This is a genomic window from Psychrobacillus psychrotolerans (genome assembly GCF_900115805.1).
Classification (GTDB): domain Bacteria; phylum Bacillota; class Bacilli; order Bacillales_A; family Planococcaceae; genus Psychrobacillus; species Psychrobacillus psychrotolerans.
This window is the reverse complement of record NZ_FOXU01000005.1, coordinates 222,247-244,621: the sequence shown is the minus strand read 5'-3', so window position 1 is coordinate 244,621 and position 22,375 is coordinate 222,247. Positions and strand designations below refer to the sequence as shown.

Below are 22,375 nucleotides of genomic sequence, written 5' to 3'. Positions count from 1 at the left end.
AAAAAGAACAGCCCTTACAAAGGCTGTTCCTTCTCTCTATCTATAGGCTCTATCCTAGTAGGTTCATACCATTTCATTAAGCTCTCTGCATCAGCTTTTTCAATATGAGGAATAGTAGTTGATGATCCAGACACGCCTGACTTAATAGTAGTCATAATAGAAGATACATTGGCTTTTTTTTGAAAATACGTAGTGCGAGCTGTCATTGCTTGAATACGTTTCTTTTCCATCCAAATAGATACTCTACTAAATAGACGATATTGCACAACAAGTTGCTTTTCATCCATCCAATATCCAGCCGTCTTATGCTGCCATGCTCCCCATAGGAAACTCAGTGGAAATAGTAAGAAGGATAATAGTCCAAATGGAAAGAAGAAATAACTTACACATGTTGCAACTGGAATCATCCATAAAAAATCTAAACGATAGAAAAACTTTCTCGACCGCTTCGGAACTCTTGTAAAGTTAGCTTCAAATTCATAGTTAGGGAAAATTTGAACGAGAATCGGGTTTATTTTATCCTTTTTAATGAGAGGGATTAACCTAATTTTCTCATCCTTCTCTGCTAGTGATCCCCCCGCACTATCCACGATGACGGTCGCATGTCCCGTAAGCTGCCTTAAAGGATTTTCCACTATACGTACTGCCTGAATGCGAGATAAAGGAATAGTTATTTTTTTCTTTTCTAATAATCCCCTAGTAATAATAATCTCCTGATCTTCAACCCAAATAGTAAACTCATAGTAATTTATAAAAGTAATAGCTACTGATACAATCCATGCTACTAGCAGCGCAAAGAATACCAATAATGCAATTAGTAGAGCTCCAAAACGGATAAACATAATAATCTCATTATAAATTGTTTCGTATGGGATCAATTCCGAGAATTGCGAAACGAACACTGCTAACCCTGAGAAAAATACACCTACCCCGCCTGATGTACTAGCAAGAATGAATAAATCTTTTCGAGACATACGAAACAAGGGCTTCCTTTGCTCTTTCGCTAGCTCTTCTTGTTGAAGATCTCCATCAGATATAGTTGATTCTTTATGTTTAGCTAGATTCATCTCTTTTTTAATTTGCTCCGCTGCTTCTTTGGTAATTGCGGTCAATTCAGCATCCGCTTCTTTTGTCGCACCCCCGCCAGCTGTTTCTACTTTCACCTTTATTAAACCAAATGGTCGATGAAATATGCCCTCTGTATAATTTAAACTTTGGATTCGTTCAAATGGGATATACCTTTTTTTCTTTACGAAGAGACCATATTCGATGCGAAGCTCTTCTTCTTCAAACCAATAACGAAACCTTTTCCATTCAATGATGCCACTAACTAACATTGCGATTAATAGTACGGCATAAATAATATAGATAATATAGGAGGTCCAACTACCAGAGCCTCCCCCAAATCCATTAACGGCAATAACTACGACTAATGGAATAATCATTTCTTTTAATACTTTTACAAAGTTAATAACCGCTGAAATAGGATGTAGAGTAAACTTTTCTTTAGACATCATCTTCCGCCACCCTTGCAAGTACAGAAATCCTGCCTCGAAGTTCATCCGCTTCCCCAGTTACGAGTGCAGGGATAGTATGACTCGTTGCAGCAGTTGAAATAGTAATAGAAGATAGATCATACTTTCTCAAAATAGGTCCCTGTTCCGTATCAACATGCTGTACTCTCACCATTGGCACTAAAGTTCTTTTCACGATAAACAAACCATGCTGTAATTCAATTTCTTGTTCACGCACTTCATATCTCCAACGAGTCCATCTAATTTTGGGGAACAAATAAATTAATAAATATCCTATGAGTACTATCACTACTACATCTACTATGTATAACCATATAAATTGTCCTGTAAAATAATTGATAACTCCTACTCCAATACCTACTAAAAGGACAATTAACGTTTGAAATAACCCGTAAATTCTCCAGACACGTAATCCACTTTCTGATAATTGATTGATTGGTTCTTGTCTCATATGAAACCCCCTCTTCCATCATTGTATACGAAACAAAGGATAAAATGTTTCAATAAATGGCAACTTCCATTTAAAAATTCTTCCAAAAGAAAAAAGGATGAACTTACATCGAAATGTAAGTTCACCCTTTATAAGTTCTTGTCTTAAATTATTTTTCGCTACGTGGTGAGCGAGTTCTTGTGCTACGTTGTGTAGAGCCGTCACGGGGACCACTGCTACGACGTGCGCCTGAACTTGGACGTGAACCGCCAGCTGATGATGAACGAGGTCCGCGATCGCTGCTTCCACTACGACCACCTGATGAACTACGTCCGCCACCGCCGCTACGGTTACCTTTGTAACCACCGCCGCCACTGCGTCCGCCGCCACCACGTTCTCCACGAGAAGGTAATGGACGTTCTTCAGAAAGAGAAATCGGAGTATCATCCGGTTCTTTCGTCATTGATTTTAAAGCTGCAGCAATTACATCTACTGCTTCAAATTTTTCAAGCATTTCTTGTGCTAATGGACGATAATCGCCTAAATCATTTTTGTTTACAATTTCAGCTAAAGATTCTACTGCAACACGTTTAAGTCCAACTAGTGCTTCATCAGAGCTTGGAGGGATTAAAGCTTCCATACGTTTTTTCGTTGTATTCTCAACGATACGTAAGTAACCCATTTCTCTCGGTGTTACGAATGTAGTTGCGATACCACTTTTACCTGCACGCCCTGTACGACCGATACGGTGAACATAGCTTTCAGGATCTTGTGGGATATCAAAGTTATACACATGTGTTACGCCAGAGATATCTAATCCACGTGCCGCTACATCTGTTGCAACAAGAATATCGATTTTACCTGCCTTGAATTGTTTTAATACAGACATACGTTTCGCTTGGCTTAAATCACCATGAATACCTTCTGCAAGATATCCACGAATGCTTAGAGCATGTGCTAATTCGTCTACTCTACGTTTTGTACGACCAAAGATAATCGCAAGTTCTGGTTGTTGTACATTTAAAATTCTTGAAAGAACATCAAATTTCTCACGTTCAGTAGCTTTTACGTAGAACTGTTCAATATTTTCAACAGTCATTTCTTTAGACTTGATTTTTACTTCCACTGGATCTTTCATGAAGCGTTCTGCAATTTTACGAATTGGTCCTGGCATTGTAGCTGAGAACAATAATGTTTGACGCTCAGGAGGTACACTTTCTAAAATTGTGTTAATATCTTCAATGAATCCCATGTTAAGCATTTCATCTGCTTCGTCTAAGATAAGTGTTTGAACTTGGTCAAGTTTTAACGTACGACGGTTAATATGGTCAAGAATACGACCAGGTGTACCTACGATAACTTGTGGTTTGTTTTTAAGTGCACGGATTTGACGGCTAATTTCTTGCCCACCGTATACTGATAATAGACGAACCTTTTTGTCATATCCTAATTTATAAAGCTCTTCCGAAACTTGAATTGCAAGTTCACGTGTTGGAGCGATGATTAACGCTTGGATATTTGGGTTTTTAATATCGATTTTTTCAATCATTGGGATACCAAATGCAGCAGTTTTACCTGTACCAGTCTGTGCTTGACCGATAACGTCGCGTCCACTCATAGCATGTGTAATAGTACCTTCTTGGATTGGTGTTGCTTCTTCAAACCCCATACGTTGTACGGATTTTAATGTAGAAGCGCTAATATTTAATTCTGAAAAGTTTGTCAAAATTTTAATCTCCTTTTTGTCCTTTTTCGACAAATGGTTACATTTTCAGATGAAATTGCGGCAAATTCGAGCCTATACGAGGAACGTTTCCGTTACTTAAAATTCTCTGTGGTTTTAGATCAGAGGGGTCTTATATAAAGGGAAAGCCCGGTCTTTTGCCGAGCGGTCTGTTAATGAGTGATCGTGCCATACTACTTCAACAAACCGTTATGTTCAAAAAAAAGTACTCTTCAATAAACGCTGAAGAGTCTCCACACAAAATGTATCCATTGCTCTAAACGTAGTATATCATGCAACAAACTCAGTTGCAATGAATAAGCAACTGTTATAATTATTAATTAATTACTTGCAATATCCCCCTCCTCTTCTTCCTCCTTCAAAAATTTGAGTGCGGTATTAAACCAATCTTGACAGTCTTCACTATGGCAAATATGGTGTTTCCCTAATTCCGAATAGACTATTTCTTTTTTCAAAGAACCAATTTCATCGTAGATAAACTGGGCAGTGGCATAAGGTACAATACCATCTTTTTTACCTTGGACTATATAGACTGGTACTGTAATTTGACCATAATAAGGTTGAACTATACGTACTAAACGGATAAATTCTAATGTTGCAGGTATAGGAGTTCCTTTCACTTTATAACTGTATTGTTTATATAAAGTATTTTCTGCAAGCTTACCAACAACTGCCTCTTTAGCTATATCCTTTATATCTTGTAGAAGTTGGGATGGATATATATACTTTGCAGCAGCACTCAACAATACAAGTTTGTGAATTGGATAACGATTCGCCAAGTACATCCCAATAATACCACCCATGGAAAATCCCACTATAATTACACGGTCTACTTCTTTTTGTAACTGGCGAAGCGACTGTTCCGCCGCCATCATCCATGATTCTGCTGTTACATTTTTTAGTTCTAACGTTTCACCATGACCAGGTAAAGTAGGGACAACGATGTTCCAGTTTGTATGCGCTTGTAAATAGTCTACAAATGGCTGTATCTCATATGGTCCACCTGTAAAACCGTGAATACCTAATACTCCTGTTTTCATCGTCCCCACACCTATCACATTATTTTTGAAATGGCTCAATTACTCTTTCTAACTGCATTCCCCTTGAGCCCTTTACTAAAACAATAGATTGATCATTTATTTTATTTGCTAAGAAAGCCACAAGTTTTTCTATGTCATCATTAACCCAAATAATTTGTTTGTCAGCAAATTGTTCTACCAACTTGTTATACAGCCATTCCATCCGTGGACCGTATAAACAAACTCCGTTAAAGACTTCACTCGAAATCGATTTGCTCATCTCTTCATGGTATTGCTGCTCTTTGTTACCAAGCTCGAGCATATCTCCTAAAACTAACCATTTTTCTTGCTTTATAGAGGATTTTTCAATGAACGAAATTGCTGCACGCATGGAAGTCGGAGCCGCATTATAAGCATCATTGATGAAAACTGCCCCATTTTTCCCTTCGATTACTTGCATTCGCATATCAGTTAAGACTATTTGTTTTAACGCTTTACGCATTTGTTCGGAAGTTAATCCAACTTCTTTTCCGATTAATAGTGCAGCAAGCGTATTTTTCACTTGATGCTCTCCTAATACAGGAATAGACATTTCTTCGTTTAACTCTCCTTCTACACGGAAGGTGCTTCCTTGTTCCGTAAAGTTCACTTCAGCAATACGTAGATTATTGTGTTCCTGAACACCAAATGATTTAGTCATTATCTGAGGATTTCCTTCAACAAACGGACGTAGCAAAGGTTCATCTCCATCATAGAATAATTGGCCAGTTGCCTCTAGCCCTGCAATAATTTCAAATTTCGCTTTTGCAATACCTTCACGAGAGCCGAGATCCTGCATGTGCGCTTCGCCAATATTCGTAATAACTACATATTTTGGTTTTGCCAAATTGGATAAAAATTCAATTTCGCCAAAAGAGCTCATACCCATTTCAAGCACTGCAAACTCCGTATCTTCTTCAAGAGAAAGGATTGTTAAAGGTAAGCCTAGCTCATTATTAAAATTACCCTCTGTCTTTTTCACGCGGAAATACGGCGAAAGCATACCTGCCACCAAATCTTTCGTCGATGTTTTACCATTAGATCCAGTAATTCCGATGAACACTGAATGCAATTCAGCCCGATAAGCCTTCGCCATTTGTTGAAGTGCTCCTTCTCCGCTTTCTACAAACAAAAGGGGAACGTTTTGGGGTGGATTCGGTTCGTCTTTCAACCAAAGGGATGCTGCTGCTCCTTTGGCAAAAGCATCCTGAACAAATCGATGACCATTTACTTGCTCTCCGCGAAATGGGATAAACAAATCACCTGGTTGAATCGTTCTTGTATTGATCGAAACTCCTGTAATAACAGGATTCTCATCAATTTTCTCTTCAATGTGTAACCACTCTGCTATATGTGCTAATGTCTTTTTCACTTGGTCACTCCCCGTCTTTCGAGTGTTCCAACTGTTGCTTTTCTTCATGACGTTCAAGCGCTAATTGGATAAGTTCTTCTATTAAATCGGAATACGATAGACCTGATTCCATCCAAAGTTTAGGATACATGCTTATAGGTGTAAATCCTGGCATTGTATTTACTTCATTGATAATGACTTCTTCTTCATCTGTTACAAAAAAGTCTGCCCGAACAAGACCCGAACAATCCAAGATTTTGAAAGCACGAATAGCAGCATCCTCTAATTTCCCTTGAAGCTCTACAGAAACTTGGGCAGGAATTGCATAATTCGTTGTGCCATCCTCATATTTTGCCTCATAGTCATAAAAGTCCTTCGTCGGTAGTACTTCCCCCGCAACGGAACATCTAGGCTCATCATTTCCAAGTACACTCATTTCAATTTCACGCGCCATAATTCCTTGCTCTACAATAATTTTACGGTCATATTTAAAGGCATACTCTATCGCTTTGATAAGTTCTTGGCGGTTTGTAACTCGACTAATCCCTACACTAGAACCTAGATTGGCTGGTTTTACAAATAGAGGCCATTGTAGGCTTTCTTCCATTTTTTGAAGTAAATCATTCTGATTTTTTTTCCATTCTCTATTTATAAAATAGATATATGGAACCTGTGATAAGCCAGCTTGTGCAAATAACTGCTTCATCACTACTTTATCCATACCTGCCGCAGATGCTAATACACCATTACCAACATAGGGTAAGTTTAATACTTCTAACAATCCTTGTACCGTTCCATCTTCCCCGTTCGGACCATGCAAAAGAGGAAAAATAACATCTAGTTGAGTTGTATCGTCCCCTTGTTGCGGTAGAAAACTAGTAATCGTATTTGGATTTGTTATTTCACTGCCAAATTGCAGAGATTCAATTGACTCAACTGCTGCAGTGAGCTGACCTTCTTTTCTCCATTCACCTGTTTTTGTGATGAAAATTGGATACACTTCATATTTATCAAAGTTAATCGCTTGAGAAACCGCTCTTGCAGTAAGTAAAGATACTTCATGCTCTGCAGATTTCCCACCGTATAATAAGCCCACTTTTATTTTCATAAGTTATATTCCTCCACGTTTTGGATATTCATTATTTTATCACGGACAGCCTCAATAGTTGAGTATTTAACCAAACAATTTAAGACCCACTACACCCATAATTATACAGCTTAAAAAGAACAACTTCTTTCTACTTCTTTTCTCTTTAAATAAATACATCCCTAATAGAACACTTCCTGCTGCACCGATTCCTGTCCATACAGCGTAACCAGTACCAACCGCAATTTCTTTTAATGCTAAAGACAATAAGAAAAAACTTAAAGCAGCAGAGATCACAGTTAAAATCGTAAATTTTATGTTTTTAAATCCATCCGATAACTTCATGCTAATAACGAAGGCGACTTCAAATACACCAGCAATTACTATTAAAAACCACGCCATTAGATCGCCTCCTCTTCATCTTCATCATCTACTAGTTTGAGACCGATGATTCCAAAAAGTAGGACAAACAAAAAGAGCAGTTTCCCTGCACTTACTTCTTCACCAAACCAAATAATGCCAACAATAGCCGTGCCTGCTGCTCCAATACCCGTGAATATAGCATATGCTGTACCGATCGGAATCGTCTTCATCGCTTTAGCGAACAGGAAAAAACTTACGATTAAAAATATAATCGTTACAATAGAAGGAACAAGCTCCGTAAAGCCATGTGCCTCCTTTAAACCAATCGCCCAGACGATTTCTGTTAACCCTGCTATTATCAATAAGATCCACGCCACTTAGTTCACCTCATTACAATAAACGCTCTCGCCACTTTCCCGTAGCAAAAGCGTTCTATTTATACTTCTATTAAGACGTCTGATGGCTTAGCCATATGTAAGTTTAGATCTTCCAAAACTTCATCTGGGAAAATATTTTCTGGGAGAATGCGAATCTCAATACCATAATTTAGTTTATCTGTTTTGAACAAGGACATTAACACTCCATCTTCAAACAATTCGTTGTGCTCTGTTACTTTCTCCGCAGACAATCTAGGTAGAACGATATTATTCTTTTTACGCCAAAAAGCACTCGACTTAGACTTTTCACCAATCAACCCGGTAAAAACGTTTGCAACTAAATGATTTAAATCCTCCATATCACGGAAGTAAATTTTAGTAATTTTCTGCCCTTCGTCTGAAAGGTAGACAAATCTATTTTGTAGATGATGATAAAACGGTGATCGAATAGCTTCTTTTTTATGTGCTATGTATAGTAGCTCTGCCTGTTCTTGAGGAGAGAGCATATTCAATTTCCGCTCATCTTCAAAATCCATAAAGCATAATTCAAATGGGCCTTCAGCAAATTCCTTGATAAAATGGTTGTATTGTTCAGGAACTATAAATTCAAGCTGTGTATGCATATTAAATGAAGCATCATCATAACCATGTTTTAGTAATAAAAGAGCTGACAAATCAGTGAAATTCCTTATAAATTGCTGAATCGTAATCCCACTAAACAGAGCAAAGTGCTCTACCTCATTAACGTGAACATACAAATGAGTTAAGTACTCATCCATATCTCTCACTTCTTTTTTTGCCACTGAAAATCACTCCTTTATCTGTTCTTAATAATAGCACGATTAATACAAGGAAACATCTTTATTACCTCTCACGTCTCTATTAAACCATCAAGCAAAAAATATCAATATACGCTATAATAAATGAATGAAATTCGAAAGAAATATAGGTGACTTACATGGAAAACAAAAAAGGCTTTGCTGATCGTTTCGATTGGACACTTGCTTTTATTATATTACTATTTCTAATCATTAGTTTGTTTGCTATTTCATCAGCACAAACGACTGGACAATATGGCATAAACTTTATACCTAAACAGCTTGTTTGGTATATTATTGGTTCTATTATTATTGGAATTGTCATGTTTTTTGAACCAGAACAATATAAAAAATTGTCTTGGTATATTTATGGTATTGGAGTATTTTTACTATTTATCCTTTTCGTACTCCCTGACAGTTTAGCTTTAGTAAAACCGATGAATGGCGCAAAAAGTTGGTTTCACTTACCTATAGGTGATATCCAACCTGCCGAATTTATGAAAACTTTTTATATACTAGGACTGGCCCGATTAATCACTATGCATCATGAGCAAAATCTTATTAAAACGGTTAAAACTGATTTAATTTTGCTAGTTAAAATGGGTGTAACTTTAATTATTCCTTTAGCATTTATCATGCAACAACCAGATTTAGGGACATCGTTAGTGTTCCTTGCAATTACTGTAGCCTTAATCATAGTCGCAGGAATTACATGGAAAATAATTCTCCCCATCTTTTTAGGTGGGTTGGGAATGGGCGGTTTACTACTTTGGATGGCGGTTTATATGCAGGATTTCTTATCGGACAATTTTGGATTTAACCCGTACCAATTTGCACGTATATACTCATGGTTGGATCCCTATTCATACGCATCTGATGAAGGAATGCATTTAATCACTTCATTAAATGCAATTGGCTCTGGAGAAATTTTCGGTAAAGGCTACGGAGAACGTATTGTGTATGTTCCAGAAAATCATACCGACTTTATATTTGCTGTCATTGGCGAAGAGTATGGTTTTGTAGGAGCAAGTATTGTGGTTAGCCTTTACTTCTTACTTATTTTTCATTTGACGAAAATTACCCTTCAGTTAAAGGATGCTTACAGTACGTATGTATGCGCAGGTATCATTGCAATGATTACATTCCATGTATTTGAAAATGTCGGCATGACGATTCAGTTATTACCGATTACTGGTATACCCCTTCCTTTTATAAGTTATGGTGGTAGTTCACTCATGGGGAATATGTTAGCCATTGGTTTAGTGTTTAGTATGAAATTTCATCATCGAACTTATATGTTTTCAAAAAACGAAGACGATTAATCAATTAAAGCGTGTAGATAAAGGGATTAAACCCCGACCTCTGCACGTTTTTTGTATTGTTGGACAGGTTTAAAAAAGTTCAAAACATATTTCTAACGTTTCCGAAGGGCTTTGAACAGACATTTTGCTATATTATTACCGAGTGGATTTTTAGGGATACTGATTGGTTGTAACAGTCGTCTCAACCAATCAGTATCCCCTTTTTCCGGTAATTTTATGGCGTTTGTCCCCCACAAGGAAGACATTGGTCAAACTTTGTTTGATCAATGTCTTTGCGACGAGTAACCGCAGGAGCATATGTTTTCGTAGTGACGAGGAGATTGAAGCCGTGCCCGCGGAAATCAGCAGTATCATTGTGTAGGTATCTAAATAAAAGACACCAAATTCTATATTATTTTCTTCTAAGAAAAAGAAGGCGACTCTAATCGTTTGTTAACGAAATTGTAGAGTCACCTTCTTTTTAGTTTTGCGCATGAGGACTTTGTGCTGGTGGTGCTAAAGCTTTAAGTAGGTCAAGTCTAGATTTAGTCATTGTAACAGTAACACCAAGCTTAGAAAGATTACTTACAATTTTCTTCAAATCAACTTCCTTTACCATTGAATCCACCTCGTCCTTCTATAATAATTACGATTTTCTTTCGTAAAAGTTTCTTGTTTGTCTAATTAATATATTTTATTATACCACTTTTTACCTAAGTTTAATCTTTCATTTTTATTACATATATTATGGTCTTGTAAACCATGCTATTTCTTAAAGGAGTGAATGGTTTGAACATAAGAAATGTAATGAGTAAACAAGTAGTAACGTGCAACCCACAGGACTATGTGAGCGAAGTTGCAGAACAGATGCGCACTTTGGATATCGGCTGTTTACCCGTAGTCAGCAATAAAAAATTAGTTGGAATGATTACTGATCGAGATATTGTGACAAGGGCGGTTGCCAAAGACATGAAAAGCAAAGTAGAAGATGTTATGACTAAATCTGTTATCTCTGTCACCCCAGAAGATTCTACATCCGATGCATCCATTGTTATGGCACGCCATCAAGTTCGAAGACTTCCCGTAGTAGAGGATGGTGTCCTTGTAGGATTTGTCTCTTTAGCTGATTTAGCTTTTCCTTTTCCACATGTCCAAGAAATTTCTAATGCTATGGAAAGTATATCCGAGCCAAGGGATTTCTAAACATAAAAGCTGTCCTAATTAGGACGGTTTTTTTTATTACATTCCACTTGGTTATACCTTACTTTGTAGCATTTAGCTCTTTTTTTATTATCTACTAGGATATCGATTACAACGTGGCAAACTGATTAAAAACGTGTAATATAGAGATTAGAAGATTGCAGAAAGCGGGTTTGATGCGTGAAAAAGATTCTACTCATATTGATGTCTATCCAATTTTTAGTTTATCTCGGCTTTGGAATTATTATTCCCGTGCTGCCAGAGGTTATTTTAGAGCAAAATTATAATGAAATTCACGTTGGCGGTTTATTGACGATTTACTCGTTAGCTTCCTTCTTCACTGCTCCACTTTGGGGAATGCTATCCGATCGTATTGGCCGTAAAACACTTATTTTAGTCGGATTGGTAGGATTCAGTTTAAGTTTTTGGTTGTTTTCCTTGTTTTTTGATTCACTCTTTATGCTTTACTTATCTCGTGTAGTTGGAGGATTATTTTCTGGGGCATTGTATGCAGCAGTTACAGGTTTTGCAGCTGACTTATCAACGGAAGAAAACCGTAATAAGTATATGGGATTCCTCGGTATGTCGATTGGTTTAGGCTTTATATTCGGTCCAGCAATTGGCGGAGTTCTCGGACATATAGATTTAGCTCTTCCATTTACAGCTTCTGCTATCTTGTTACTGGTGATTTTCGTGTATGCTTTGATCATTTTAAAAGAACCAGAGCGTACAGGTGAAGCAAATAAACGTGCAATCCTTCCTAAGGGAGCTATGAGTTTGTGGAGCTACCGCATTAAATATCTATTCCTATTTTCGTTCATGGTCACGTTTTTACTAGCGGGTCTTGAGGCCACGTTCCAATTGTTCCAAATCGAAAGAATTGAGATTACCCCGCTACAAATAGGCTATTTGTTCATGTTCAGCGGATTTGTCGATGCGGCAATCCAGGGTGGTGTCGTTCGGCGTATTAAAAATGGTACTGAAACAAAATGGCTTTTGTACGCACAAATTGTTACAGCAATTGGATTGTTTATGACTGTCTTCACTCAAAGTATTTTCTGGGCAGGACTATCTTTATGTGTGTTTACTGCAGGAAATGCGTTAGCACGAACAACGATTGTTTCTCTCACAACGAAAGAATCGGGTGGACGCTATGGGACAGCAGCAGGGATGTCTTATTCGATGGATAACCTAGGTCGTATTATCGGTCCATTATTATTCGCTTGGCTATTTACAAAACAACCAGATAATATTTATATGCTATCTGGGGTACTTGCGGTGCTCTCTATTGTTTTAATCTTTGCGTATCGCAAATCAACGAAATCATTAAAGAATGCGGCATAGCATTTAACTATTAATACAGGTGAAGGAAAACAATTCCTTCACCTGTATTTTTATGTGGTTGAGCTTCCTTGTATCAAGATGGTGGTCTATACGAGTTAGTTCCTCTCGGATAGCTGGGCCCGTATAAGTAAGGAGCTTTCTCGTATAGGTTCTATTCTCTCTCGTATAGTATAATTTCGCTCTCGTATAACCAAACCAGACTAACTTTCTGTCTTTAAATACGCCACTCTTTTCTGCCCTAACTCTGGATGTGCAGCTCTAACTACAGAAGGTCTTGCCAAGAATAGAGTTACTAATATCAACAACATACTAGAGACAATTAAAATACCTTCTGCTGGGAATATATCGTATAAGAAACCGAACAATACCATTCCAAGTGGCATAAGCGCCATTGCGCAGGTTTCTATGATAGAAAATACACGCCCCTTATAATCATCCTCTATCATTTTCTGCATCATTACCTGTATCGGAGTGTTAGTTACCATCATTGTTGCTCCAAAGAAGAACATCAGTACAATATAAAATACTACTAACATTGTGGAAGACATAGTTATTAACAAGGGCAAAGCCACTGTCCCCATAAGAACTCCTAATACAACGATTCCCCATTTGGATACGAGAAACGGAAATTTCAATTCTTTTCGTGTAGAGAAGTAAATAGACAATAGAAGCATCCCAATCGCAAATGCCCCCTCTGTAAAACCAAAATGTTGTGCATTAATCTTTAATTTTTCAATGAGGATAAATGAGTATCCTACCTGATAGGCACCAAACAAAAAGTTGATAAATAAAGAGATGACAACCATTGTTTTTAAAATAGGTTGCTTCATCAAGTAACGTAAACCAGCTTTCATACTCTCTAGCATTGGTTCCTTCGGTTCCCCTTCAACTACTTCTTTTCGCTTCGCAAACAATTTAAAGTCCATCGTAGATTCCAAAAGAACCGCAATAACGGAAGCAACCATATACATAATTAGGAATACCGGCATAGACACTGCTCCGTAAAGAAGTCCGCCTACAGCTGGGCTTCCAATGGCTGCAAAAGAAATGGACATTTGGTTGAGCGACATTGCTTTTTGAATTCGTCCCTCATCGACTAATCCTGTAATAGATGAACTAAAAGTAACTCCGGAGAATAAAGAAGTTAACGATAAGATCACGGTCGTACTATAAATCGCGAATAAAGATAATCCCATCGTCAAACTCACAACGAGCAGCCCACCAATTGCGATTGTTGTTGCAATCTGTGCCACAATAACAATCATTTTACGAGAATATTTATCTGCAGCATATCCCGCAAAAGGTGCAACTATCGTTCTCGGTAAAATACTACAAATCAAATTTAGTGCAAAGCTAGATGCAGATCCTGTTAACTGTAAAATATAAAAACTAATTGCAAATGCATAGACCTGTGCTCCAAAAGTGGAAACTAATTTGCTTACTGTGAACGTCCACAAATGATATGTTGCCTTCTTAAGTTTTAGTGTTTCTTCCATTTCTCTAACCCCTTCGTTTTGTGAATTGTCAAAAAGTTTAATGTGATTAAACAAATAATATCATGAATATACTTTCATTTCAAGAAAAAGTTTAATATAATTAAACTATTGTAAAGAGGTGAAAAAGTTGTCCACATTAGGCGAACGCATTCGAACATTACGGAAACAACAGAAAATGACACTTGAAGCTTTAGCAGGTACAGAATTAACAAAAGGCATGCTCAGTTTAATAGAAAACAACAAAGCAAATCCTTCTATGGAAAGCTTGAATTACATCGCGTCACAGCTAGGCGTTGAAGTAAGTGAGTTACTGGAGGAAATAAGCGGACAAGAGGTACGAGAAGTATTAGATCAAGCAGAATTACTGCTCAACACAAAGGATTATGACTTTCTAAATGAACTTGAGCAGGTGAAAAATCTAATAGAGCCGTATATACCAAGACTAACTCAAGGCTACGAGGCAACGCGGTTACTAGATATATACGGTCGATGCTTAGCTTACTCTGCTCCCGAAGAATCTGTCACGCTGCTGAAAAAGGTTGCAAAAATGTATGAAGACTTACACTTGATAACTAAAGCAGCTGACATAGGGAGAAATCTTGCGATCATTCCATTTATGAATCACCAGTATCAAATCGCACTAGATGTATTGTTAGAAGAACGAAAAAAACTGGAAGCAAACCCTCTATGGATTGATCCATTATCGCGGATGGATTTCGACTATTTGGAAGCTGTACTTTACTTTGCAGTAGGAAGAAATACAGATGCCATTCAAATGATGAACGAAGCTATTCAATATTCCAGTGAACATAAAATTTTTAAACAAATAGATAATTTATTTAGACTAGCAGCAGTTCATGCGATGATGGAAGAAGACGCGGGGAAAATGGCGCATTATTTAAAAAAACTAGAAGCCTATAGTGAATTTGCTGATGATGAGGATTCCAAAGCTTTTATCCACTATGCTAACTTGCATTACTTAAATACCTATCAAAAGATGTATATGGAGGCGGATGCTCTATACCATAAATTCTCTCTTGATAAGATTAATACGAAGTTATTTACCCCCTACTTCCAACTGGAAAGAGCTAAGACTTTATACGGATTAGGTAGAGTTTTTGAAGCATTGAAGATATTTGATGAGGTGAAAATTCCTGACATCGTTCACCATCCAATCGATCTATCTATTTTCTATGAAAAGGATGCATACATTGCATTATGCTACCTAGAACTAAACCAGGTTAAGAAGGCTGTTAATGCTGTAAATGTCGCAATAAACAACGTCGAAAAAATGCCCGACACGCCGTATAAAGTTTTTATCTACACTACGTATGAGCAAGTAATGATACGTTCTTAGGGGGAACCAATGTTTTTATTATCGAAGTTTCATTTCTTGTTTACTTACGTAACTTACAAAAACGAAGGGTTTTGGACAGACGTCTCATTTATAGTGATTACCAAGTGAGTAAAATTTCAGGGATGCTAATTGGTTGTGATATCCGTCACAACCAATTAGCATCCCATTTTTCAATAATCTTATAATATTAGTCGGAACCTAGAGAAAAGCAGTATGCGTTTATTAGTCATGATACCTTCGATAGTTCCCTAACCAATTCATAAACTTCACCCATGCGTCTTCAAAATCTGGTTGAATACAAGATACTTGCAGCAAATTTTTTACGATTAAATAATCACTTTTATAGTGAAGGTCAAAACCAGACATTCTTGCATCTTCTGCTAAGTAAGGAAACTTAACCTCTTTCCATGTGAAAATCATTGGATAGTGATTATCTGAGAGCAATTCGATCCCATGCTTGGACACTTCGTCTTCGATAAATCGCATGCGACGATGTAACAGATTGTACCTCTCTCCATTTTCATAGGCTTTTAAAGCTACCTCTAGGCTATGTACAAACTGAGAAGGAATCGTAAAAGGTATTGCATTATTCACGCTCAATCCCAGATCTAAATATGAAGGGATATTATTACTCGATGTTACTTCTGTGTTAGCGAATACAAAAGCTAATCCACTCATAGTCCCGATAGCTTTACCACTTACACCAGTTGCAAGATATACTCCTTCTAAGCTAAATGGAAGTGCTCCAAATGAACTCACACAATCCATACAAAGCAGCACACTATAACGGTTACATAATAACTTTATTTCTTCCAGGTTATTTAACATTCCAGTGGACGTTTCACCGTGGACCATTAAGAGCCAACTATAAGCTCCAGTGGCAAGTTTTTCTTCGATTAGCGATAGATTATAAGGGCTTCCCCATTCAAAAGATGCAACATCAAAAGATAACTGCCAACGTTCCGCTTGTTTTTCCAAGCGGTCTCCAAAGGCTCCATTTTTAACGATTAAGCCTTTCTCTCCTAATAAGTGTAACTGCGCTATCATCGCTTCATTTGCAAGCGTCCCACTCCCTAAAAGCAAGTGGGCATATGCTGCACCACTCATCGATAATAGATTGTTCTTCACTCGCTCTAGCATGACCTCGAACTCATGCGTTCGATGAGACAATGGACTGGCAGAAAACGCTCGTTGTATGGCGTCCGACTGTTGTACAGGCCCAGGATAAAATGAATATCTTTTTTGTTTAAACCGAGAGGCCACTGACTGGTCAAAACGATCCCTAGTTAGTACCATCGGGATAAATTTAGCTTCTTCTGTACCCACTGGATCAGCAAAAGGTTCAAAACCAAGCTGATTATACAACTTTTGTTCCCGTACCGTTCCCGATATTAGCGCTGCTCCATATCCATTTTCGTACGCATAATCGGAAAGAGCACGTGCTAAGTAATAAAACACCCGTCCATTCCGGTGAGCCTTATCTACAGCCATTAATCGAACCTCACATAACAGTCCACCTAATGCATCCTTCGGCAGATACTCCTCCACTTGCCCAAGCTTTAAATCTAGAGAAAAAGGACGGGCAGCTCGAAATGCTACCATTCCTGCTAACTCCTGATCCTTTAAAACAATGACATACACATTCTCATGGTGAAACGCATCGACCCGCATCCCACTAGGATCCGGCTCGTGCTGTGGAATCTCCTCCACAAATGTTTCATAATTTAATCGCGCTATCGCTTCAAACTCTTTTTCTGTTCGTGCAATTTTACACCAATACATCCCTATCTCCCCTATCTATTCACTGGAATGATAGCGTTCCGTTCTTTTTTCCAATAAACTAATCCCTACCATCAATAGAACTATTGCAATAACCACCATCATACTTACATACGTCCAAATACTACCAAAAGTTCCCTCATATACCGTCACTTGTTTCATAGACTCCATTGCATAATATATTGGAGAAATCCATTTCATCGCCAGTAATGCTTCCGACTGAACTATTTCTAATGGCCAGTAAGCCCCGCCAATCATTGCAAATGCTACCGCTACAAGAGAAATGATAATACTGCTTTGACTTACTGTTTTTACTAATGAAATAACAAAAACAGAAAATGCCATTACAAGCAAAACATAGATAGCAGCAATAATCCCTACTTTCCAAAATCCACCGTACATATTGGTACCTAACACATACCTGAAGACAAATAAAACAAGCATCACTTGGAGAAGCCCGATAATGTAACTAAAAGACAGATGCCCGACATAAAGTTGAAATTTACTTACTGATGCTAACTTTAATCGATTCCATACTCCCGTGCGCTTGTCTTCTAATATAAATTGAACATTAATTGAGACCGTATAAAAAACAAAGAATAGCGTAAATCCAAACAAACTTTGAAGTGCATTGTCGTAACGAAATACTTCTGACTCATCCATTGCTTCTGTTTGAATATGGAATGCTTGGTCTTCTTGCAAACTTATTTCAATGTCTTTCCAAGCTTCCACGCCACCTACCTGTATAACTTGCTTTTTAAAACTAATATTACTATAAGCCGATTCAATTCTCAAAGATAGGTTTCTCACATTATCAGAATCTGAGGCAGAATAAATAGTATAGGAATTTTCCTTCAACCCAATACCGACCATTCGAATATCTTTTTTCGCTTTTTGCTGCAACTCTTCGGCTGTAATTTCTATAAGGGAATATCCGTCCTCTTCCTTCAACTTCTCTAGTACTGCTTGAGACATTTCAGTACCGTCGACAGCCACCGACACACTCATCTTTCCATTACTAGAGCTGCCTACTACGTATGCCATTACTAATGTCATTACTGTCATCATGATTAAAACGACAGGCTTTCGTTTTAGATTTAAAAATCTAGCAATCCAAATCCCCTTCATCCTGCTACACCTCTTCTCGGAAAGAAAACAATGGCAAATAGCACGCACACAACTACTAGAACATATATAGCCAACATAAAAGGCCAAATAACTGATAAATCTTGCCCTTTTTGTATAGAGAGTATGGCAGACATTGTTGCACCATTGGGAGTAAAGTCACCAATCTTTCCGAGTGTTTCCGAAATATCACGAATATTAAAGAAGGATCCACCTAAGAAAGAAAATACCGTTATAAACAATCCATTAAACACATTCGCAATACCTTCTGTTTTTGTTCGAAATTGGAGAGTAGTTATCAAAGCAGACAATGCACCAACAAATACACTATAACTAATAATTATAAGGCCCATTCCCTCTAGAGTGATCCATTCTATACCTAATACAAGCATTCCAAATGAAAGCATAATGGCTTGCTGGATAAAGGCTACAAATGTTCCTGTAAGGAAAATAGAAAGTGTATATAAAACAGGAGACACCCCTGCAAGTAATATCCGGTCATATACTTTCCATTGTACTTCTTGCAGTGCAAAGCCTGCTAGGAAAGCAGGGATATATAATGCGAACATCACCATCATTCCAACTGTGTAGTAAATAGTGGCAGGTATTTTCCGCTCACTTGCCTCTAAAACCTGTTCTACCTTCTCTACACTACTGACGTTACTCATAATTTCCTGAGGTGATAAGTTTGCCGCTAAAAGTGCCGCGGATTGGGAATAGCCACTTTGCCAGTCTGTTAAAACAGCATCAATTATGGATGCACGAATTTCATTATCTTGATTTAGATATAAGGATACACTAGGAAAATCGGGATTATTAAAATAGGCAAATTTTATATAATTCAATCGGAAGTTAGAAGGGATATTTAGGATGCCATCTATATTTTCATCCTGTCGAGCGGTCTTTAAATCTACTTCCTTTTTATATTCCACAGCAATATACTTCTTCATTTCGTCAGCAGCTAGAACGGTGCTGTTTAATAATTCTACTGGATCACCACTTTTAAACTGAGTGAGCAAAGCATCCAAGGCTACGCCTGTTACCCCTTCTCCTTCTAAAAACAGCTTAATTTCTTTTTCCTCTTGAACCCATGATGAATTATCTAGGATGAGTAAATTTGCTTGAATCGCCGCTTCTTCTCCACCGTCCATTATGCTTCCTAACGCATTTGAAAGTATGGTTATTAAAACGAGTGGCATGACCAATAAAATAATTAACGGTTGCTTATTTCGAATCAGCATTTTCATTTGCTTCGCAATTAAACTAAACAGCATCACTTCATCTCCCCTCTTAATCCCTTAGTGCTTTTCCAGTCAAATGCAAGAACACATCTTCTAGGGATGGCACTTTGACAATCGCAGAGGTAATCACTACATTACTTGCCGCAGCAATCGCAAAAATATTAGCTAGTGGCTCTTCACTTTTGGACATTGAAATCGTTAGTATCTCTTCATCTATACGAAAAGTTGCTTGTGGGAACTGCTCTTTCAAGTTCTTTTCAAAGTTCTCCGTAAGTAAATTAGTTTTCAATTCAATTGTTTGGTTGTCGGAGACCAGTTCTTTAAGCTCTTCTTTTGTACCGTGTGCAATTATTTTCCCTTGATCCATAATATATATTTTGTCACACAGCATTTCTACTTCTTCCATATAGTGACTCGTATATAAAAGAGTCATTCCATCTGCCACAAACTGCTTAACAGTTTCTAAAATATACGCTCTCGATTGTGGATCAATTCCGACGGTCGGCTCATCCATTATTAAAATCGAAGGTTTATGTAAAAGTGCAGAACCAATATTCAGACGTCGTTTCATCCCACCTGAAAATGTTTTAACTATATCCTTTTGTCTATCCAACAGCCCAATCTTTGTTAAGACTTCTGTGATCCTCGTTGCCAAAAGTTCCCCTTTTAATCCATTAACTCTACCGAAAAAAGCGAGATTTTCCCTAGCAGAAAGCTCTGGATATAAGGCAATTTCTTGTGGAACTACTCCTAACGCTTTACGCAATGGGTCTGGATTTTTTGCAATGGATTTTTCATTCCATAAGACGTCTCCGCTTGACGGTTGGACTAAGGAAGATAACATAGAAATAGTCGTTGATTTGCCCGCCCCATTGGGACCTAGTAATCCGACCGACTCTCCCGCGAACAGTTCCACATTGACTTCTTTTACAACTACTTTGGTTTTATATTTCTTAGAAAGATTTATGGCTTGAAGCATTTCTCCATCTCCTTACAACCTAGTTATTTCGATTATAGCAAACTACTAGATTAGTTTATGTAGAAATATTTTTAATATTTAGTATTTCGATAAGTTATCTGAAAGTATATTTCTAAACATGAAAAAAACCGAGCAAAAAATGCCCGGTTCCTTAAAAATAAAATGTGCATATGCCGTTGATATCCGCTCCGAGCCACATAACAGAAAGCAGTAGTATTATTCATTCTTTAAATTTCTGTAGAACCATAAAAAAACTGCCCTTTGATGAAAGGACAGTTTTTTTGCGAGCCATATTAAACTTCGTCTGTTGCAATTTGGTTTAATGGTGTATTGTATAAATCTTTATCTAATTCACCAGTTAGTTTCGCAGTAGCTACACCAGCGGTCATTGAACCACTAACGTTTACTGCTGTACGGCCCATATCGATTAACGGTTCAACCGATACTAGGAGACCCGCTAAAGCAACTGGTAAATTTAATGCAGATAGAACTAGAATTGCAGCAAATGTTGCACCGCCACCAACTCCTGCTACACCAAACGAACTAATTGCTACTACTCCGACAACAGTTAAGATGAACATCGGGTCTAATGGATTGATGCCTGCTGATGGAGCAATCATGAACGCTAGCATCGCTGGGTAAATACCTGCACAACCATTTTGACCAATAGATAGTCCGAACGATCCAGAGAAGTTAGCAACTCCTTCTGATACACCCATTTTAGTTGTTTGTGCATTAATGTTAATAGGTAGAGTTCCTGCACTTGAACGTGAAGTGAACGCAAAGATTAATGGTTCTGCTGCCTTTTTAACATAAGTTATTGGATTTAATCCAGATAAAGTAATGATTAATAAATGTATCGCAAATACTACTGCCAATGCTACATAAGAAGCGAGAACAAACTTACCTAAATTGTATATGGCACTAAAATCTGATGTTGCAACGGTTCTTGCAATAATTGCTAAAATTCCGTATGGAGTTAAACGAAGTACTAGCTTAACTACTCGCATGATTAATGCGTAAATCGCATCAATGCCTGTTTTAATGGTTGCTGCAGTTTCTTTCTCTTTACGTGCTATTCCTAAATAAGCGAATCCTAAAAACGCTGCGAAGATAACTACCCCAATAGTGGACGTTGGTCTAGCTCCTGTAAAATCTAAAAATGGATTTGCAGGTAATAATTCTAGTATTTGATCTGGAAGTGCTTTGTCTGCAACTTCTGCAGAGCGACCTTCATAGTATTCTGCACGTTCAGTTTCAGCATCTCCTTGAATGATTTGTTCTGCATTCAAATCGAATATTGCTGCAGAGCCAATACCAATAACAGCAGCAATGGCAGTAGTTCCGATTAAGAAACTCAAAATAATTGCTGCCATTTTACCAAAGTTTTTACCGATTGTAATTTTTGTAAACGCCCCTAATATTGAGATGAATACTAATGGCATTACAATCATTTGTAGTAATTTTACATAACCAGTACCGATAAGGTTATACCAAGGTACAGTTTCTGCCAACACTTCCGAATCTACCCCATAGGCTAAATTCAATACTAAACCTAGTAAAATACCTAGTCCTAGAGCCGTGAATACACGCTTCGAGAATGAAACATGTTTCTTTTGCATTATGATTAGTACTCCAACTAAAAGGAGTAAGGCAACTATGTTTAGAATAATAAATAATAAATTCATATAAAAACCTCCATTTTTTGTGCTCATCATATATTAATACTTTTATCCCTATTGGTCAAGTAGGAATTACTTTCTATTTAATATATGTCTTCCCTACTTTCT

The 22,375-nt window shown here is 37.6% G+C and carries 20 protein-coding genes; 4 read left to right on the top strand and 16 right to left on the bottom strand.

Annotated features, from left to right (window positions below; genetic code table 11):
• Positions 1-14: 14 nt before the first annotated feature.
• The 9 genes from BM260_RS11925 to BM260_RS11885 all read right to left on the bottom strand — a co-directional run bounded on the left by BM260_RS11925 (position 15) and on the right by BM260_RS11885 (position 8,748).
• Entirely contained in the window at positions 15-1,514 is a 1,500-nt protein-coding gene (locus BM260_RS11925) for a PH domain-containing protein (RefSeq protein WP_093537605.1), read from the bottom strand.
• Positions 1,507-1,986 carry a PH domain-containing protein gene (locus tag BM260_RS11920; protein WP_093537570.1) on the bottom strand — a complete coding sequence of 160 codons (480 nt, stop codon included), beginning with the start codon at positions 1,984-1,986 and terminating at the stop codon, positions 1,507-1,509. Before BM260_RS11920 ends, BM260_RS11925 begins: the two co-directional genes overlap by 8 nt.
• A 148-nt stretch (positions 1,987-2,134) precedes the next feature.
• Entirely contained in the window at positions 2,135-3,691 is a 1,557-nt protein-coding gene (locus tag BM260_RS11915; protein ID WP_093537569.1) for a DEAD/DEAH box helicase, read from the bottom strand.
• Positions 3,692-4,029: 338 nt separating this feature from the next.
• Positions 4,030-4,749: an alpha/beta hydrolase gene (locus BM260_RS11910; RefSeq protein ID WP_093537568.1), complete on the bottom strand. Its 720-nt coding sequence runs from the start codon at positions 4,747-4,749 to the stop codon at positions 4,030-4,032.
• A gap of 19 nt (positions 4,750-4,768) precedes the next feature.
• Positions 4,769-6,139 carry a UDP-N-acetylmuramoyl-tripeptide--D-alanyl-D-alanine ligase gene (locus tag BM260_RS11905; RefSeq protein ID WP_093537567.1) on the bottom strand — a complete coding sequence of 457 codons (1,371 nt, stop codon included), beginning with the start codon at positions 6,137-6,139 and terminating at the stop codon, positions 4,769-4,771.
• A 4-nt stretch (positions 6,140-6,143) separates the two neighbouring features.
• Positions 6,144-7,226, bottom strand: coding sequence for a D-alanine--D-alanine ligase (locus BM260_RS11900; protein ID WP_093537566.1), 1,083 nt, complete (start codon positions 7,224-7,226; stop codon positions 6,144-6,146).
• A gap of 66 nt (positions 7,227-7,292) precedes the next feature.
• Positions 7,293-7,607, bottom strand: coding sequence for a DMT family transporter (locus BM260_RS11895; RefSeq protein WP_093537565.1), 315 nt, complete (start codon positions 7,605-7,607; stop codon positions 7,293-7,295).
• Positions 7,607-7,945: a quaternary ammonium compound efflux SMR transporter SugE gene (gene sugE, locus BM260_RS11890; protein ID WP_093537564.1), complete on the bottom strand. Its 339-nt coding sequence runs from the start codon at positions 7,943-7,945 to the stop codon at positions 7,607-7,609. The genes BM260_RS11895 and sugE overlap by 1 nt, the downstream gene beginning before the upstream one ends.
• A 59-nt stretch (positions 7,946-8,004) precedes the next feature.
• Positions 8,005-8,748: a hypothetical protein gene (locus BM260_RS11885; RefSeq protein WP_245762717.1), complete on the bottom strand. Its 744-nt coding sequence runs from the start codon at positions 8,746-8,748 to the stop codon at positions 8,005-8,007.
• Between the two features lie 155 nt (positions 8,749-8,903).
• Here BM260_RS11885 and BM260_RS11880 point away from each other — a divergent pair, with 155 nt between their 5' ends.
• Positions 8,904-10,085, top strand: a complete 1,182-nt coding sequence (locus BM260_RS11880; protein WP_093537563.1) for an FtsW/RodA/SpoVE family cell cycle protein — start codon at positions 8,904-8,906, stop codon at positions 10,083-10,085.
• Positions 10,086-10,545: 460 nt separating this feature from the next.
• On the opposite strand, the gene BM260_RS18450 is transcribed toward BM260_RS11880, so the two are convergent.
• The gene (locus BM260_RS18450; protein WP_175496281.1) at positions 10,546-10,683 is read right to left on the bottom strand and encodes an Lmo0850 family protein; all 138 of its coding nucleotides are present in this window, start codon (positions 10,681-10,683) and stop codon (positions 10,546-10,548) included.
• A gap of 188 nt (positions 10,684-10,871) precedes the next feature.
• Here BM260_RS18450 and BM260_RS11875 point away from each other — a divergent pair, with 188 nt between their 5' ends.
• Together BM260_RS11875 and BM260_RS11870 are read left to right on the top strand one after the other, a co-directional pair.
• Complete coding sequence (locus tag BM260_RS11875; protein ID WP_245762716.1) at positions 10,872-11,267, top strand: CBS domain-containing protein; 396 nt, start codon at positions 10,872-10,874, stop codon at positions 11,265-11,267.
• A gap of 177 nt (positions 11,268-11,444) precedes the next feature.
• A complete protein-coding gene (locus tag BM260_RS11870) occupies positions 11,445-12,608 on the top strand; it encodes an MFS transporter (protein ID WP_093537561.1) in 1,164 nt (387 codons plus the stop codon).
• Positions 12,609-12,808: 200 nt separating this feature from the next.
• On the opposite strand, the gene BM260_RS11865 is transcribed toward BM260_RS11870, so the two are convergent.
• Positions 12,809-14,104 (bottom strand): MFS transporter, encoded by a 1,296-nt coding sequence (locus tag BM260_RS11865; RefSeq protein WP_093537560.1) that lies wholly within the window; start codon positions 14,102-14,104, stop codon positions 12,809-12,811.
• Between the two features lie 127 nt (positions 14,105-14,231).
• Between BM260_RS11865 and BM260_RS11860 the strand changes: the two genes are divergently transcribed.
• Positions 14,232-15,461, top strand: a complete 1,230-nt coding sequence (locus tag BM260_RS11860; RefSeq protein WP_093537559.1) for a helix-turn-helix domain-containing protein — start codon at positions 14,232-14,234, stop codon at positions 15,459-15,461.
• Positions 15,462-15,683: 222 nt separating this feature from the next.
• On the opposite strand, the gene BM260_RS11855 is transcribed toward BM260_RS11860, so the two are convergent.
• The 5 genes from BM260_RS11855 to BM260_RS11835 form a co-directional block, all read right to left on the bottom strand.
• Positions 15,684-17,243: a GNAT family N-acetyltransferase gene (locus tag BM260_RS11855; RefSeq protein WP_093537558.1), complete on the bottom strand. Its 1,560-nt coding sequence runs from the start codon at positions 17,241-17,243 to the stop codon at positions 15,684-15,686.
• Positions 17,244-17,258: 15 nt separating this feature from the next.
• Positions 17,259-18,368 carry an ABC transporter permease gene (locus BM260_RS11850; RefSeq protein ID WP_093537557.1) on the bottom strand — a complete coding sequence of 370 codons (1,110 nt, stop codon included), beginning with the start codon at positions 18,366-18,368 and terminating at the stop codon, positions 17,259-17,261.
• Positions 18,365-19,639, bottom strand: coding sequence for an ABC transporter permease (locus tag BM260_RS11845; RefSeq protein WP_093537556.1), 1,275 nt, complete (start codon positions 19,637-19,639; stop codon positions 18,365-18,367). Before BM260_RS11845 ends, BM260_RS11850 begins: the two co-directional genes overlap by 4 nt.
• A gap of 16 nt (positions 19,640-19,655) precedes the next feature.
• Positions 19,656-20,585 (bottom strand): ABC transporter ATP-binding protein, encoded by a 930-nt coding sequence (locus BM260_RS11840; protein ID WP_093537555.1) that lies wholly within the window; start codon positions 20,583-20,585, stop codon positions 19,656-19,658.
• Between the two features lie 293 nt (positions 20,586-20,878).
• The gene (locus tag BM260_RS11835; protein ID WP_093537554.1) at positions 20,879-22,273 is read right to left on the bottom strand and encodes an L-cystine transporter; all 1,395 of its coding nucleotides are present in this window, start codon (positions 22,271-22,273) and stop codon (positions 20,879-20,881) included.
• Between the last annotated feature and the right edge of the window lie 102 nt (positions 22,274-22,375).

What these genes read in the sequence shown, in the direction of transcription:
- BM260_RS11925 (WP_093537605.1), bottom strand. Translation starts at nt 1,514, where the DNA reads ATGTCTAAAGAAAAGTTTACTCTACATCCTATTTCAGCGGTTATTAAC.
- BM260_RS11875 (WP_245762716.1), top strand. Translation starts at nt 10,872, where the DNA reads ATGAGTAAACAAGTAGTAACGTGCAACCCACAGGACTATGTGAGCGAA.
- BM260_RS11845 (WP_093537556.1), bottom strand. Translation starts at nt 19,639, where the DNA reads ATGCTGTTTAGTTTAATTGCGAAGCAAATGAAAATGCTGATTCGAAAT.
- BM260_RS11920 (WP_093537570.1), bottom strand. Translation starts at nt 1,986, where the DNA reads ATGAGACAAGAACCAATCAATCAATTATCAGAAAGTGGATTACGTGTC.
- BM260_RS11835 (WP_093537554.1), bottom strand. Translation starts at nt 22,273, where the DNA reads ATGAATTTATTATTTATTATTCTAAACATAGTTGCCTTACTCCTTTTA.
- BM260_RS11880 (WP_093537563.1), top strand. Translation starts at nt 8,904, where the DNA reads ATGGAAAACAAAAAAGGCTTTGCTGATCGTTTCGATTGGACACTTGCT.
- BM260_RS11840 (WP_093537555.1), bottom strand. Translation starts at nt 20,585, where the DNA reads ATGCTTCAAGCCATAAATCTTTCTAAGAAATATAAAACCAAAGTAGTT.
- BM260_RS11910 (WP_093537568.1), bottom strand. Translation starts at nt 4,749, where the DNA reads ATGAAAACAGGAGTATTAGGTATTCACGGTTTTACAGGTGGACCATAT.
- BM260_RS11895 (WP_093537565.1), bottom strand. Translation starts at nt 7,607, where the DNA reads ATGGCGTGGTTTTTAATAGTAATTGCTGGTGTATTTGAAGTCGCCTTC.
- BM260_RS11900 (WP_093537566.1), bottom strand. Translation starts at nt 7,226, where the DNA reads ATGAAAATAAAAGTGGGCTTATTATACGGTGGGAAATCTGCAGAGCAT.
- BM260_RS11865 (WP_093537560.1), bottom strand. Translation starts at nt 14,104, where the DNA reads ATGGAAGAAACACTAAAACTTAAGAAGGCAACATATCATTTGTGGACG.
- BM260_RS11850 (WP_093537557.1), bottom strand. Translation starts at nt 18,368, where the DNA reads ATGAAGGGGATTTGGATTGCTAGATTTTTAAATCTAAAACGAAAGCCT.
- BM260_RS18450 (WP_175496281.1), bottom strand. Translation starts at nt 10,683, where the DNA reads ATGGTAAAGGAAGTTGATTTGAAGAAAATTGTAAGTAATCTTTCTAAG.
- BM260_RS11855 (WP_093537558.1), bottom strand. Translation starts at nt 17,243, where the DNA reads ATGTATTGGTGTAAAATTGCACGAACAGAAAAAGAGTTTGAAGCGATA.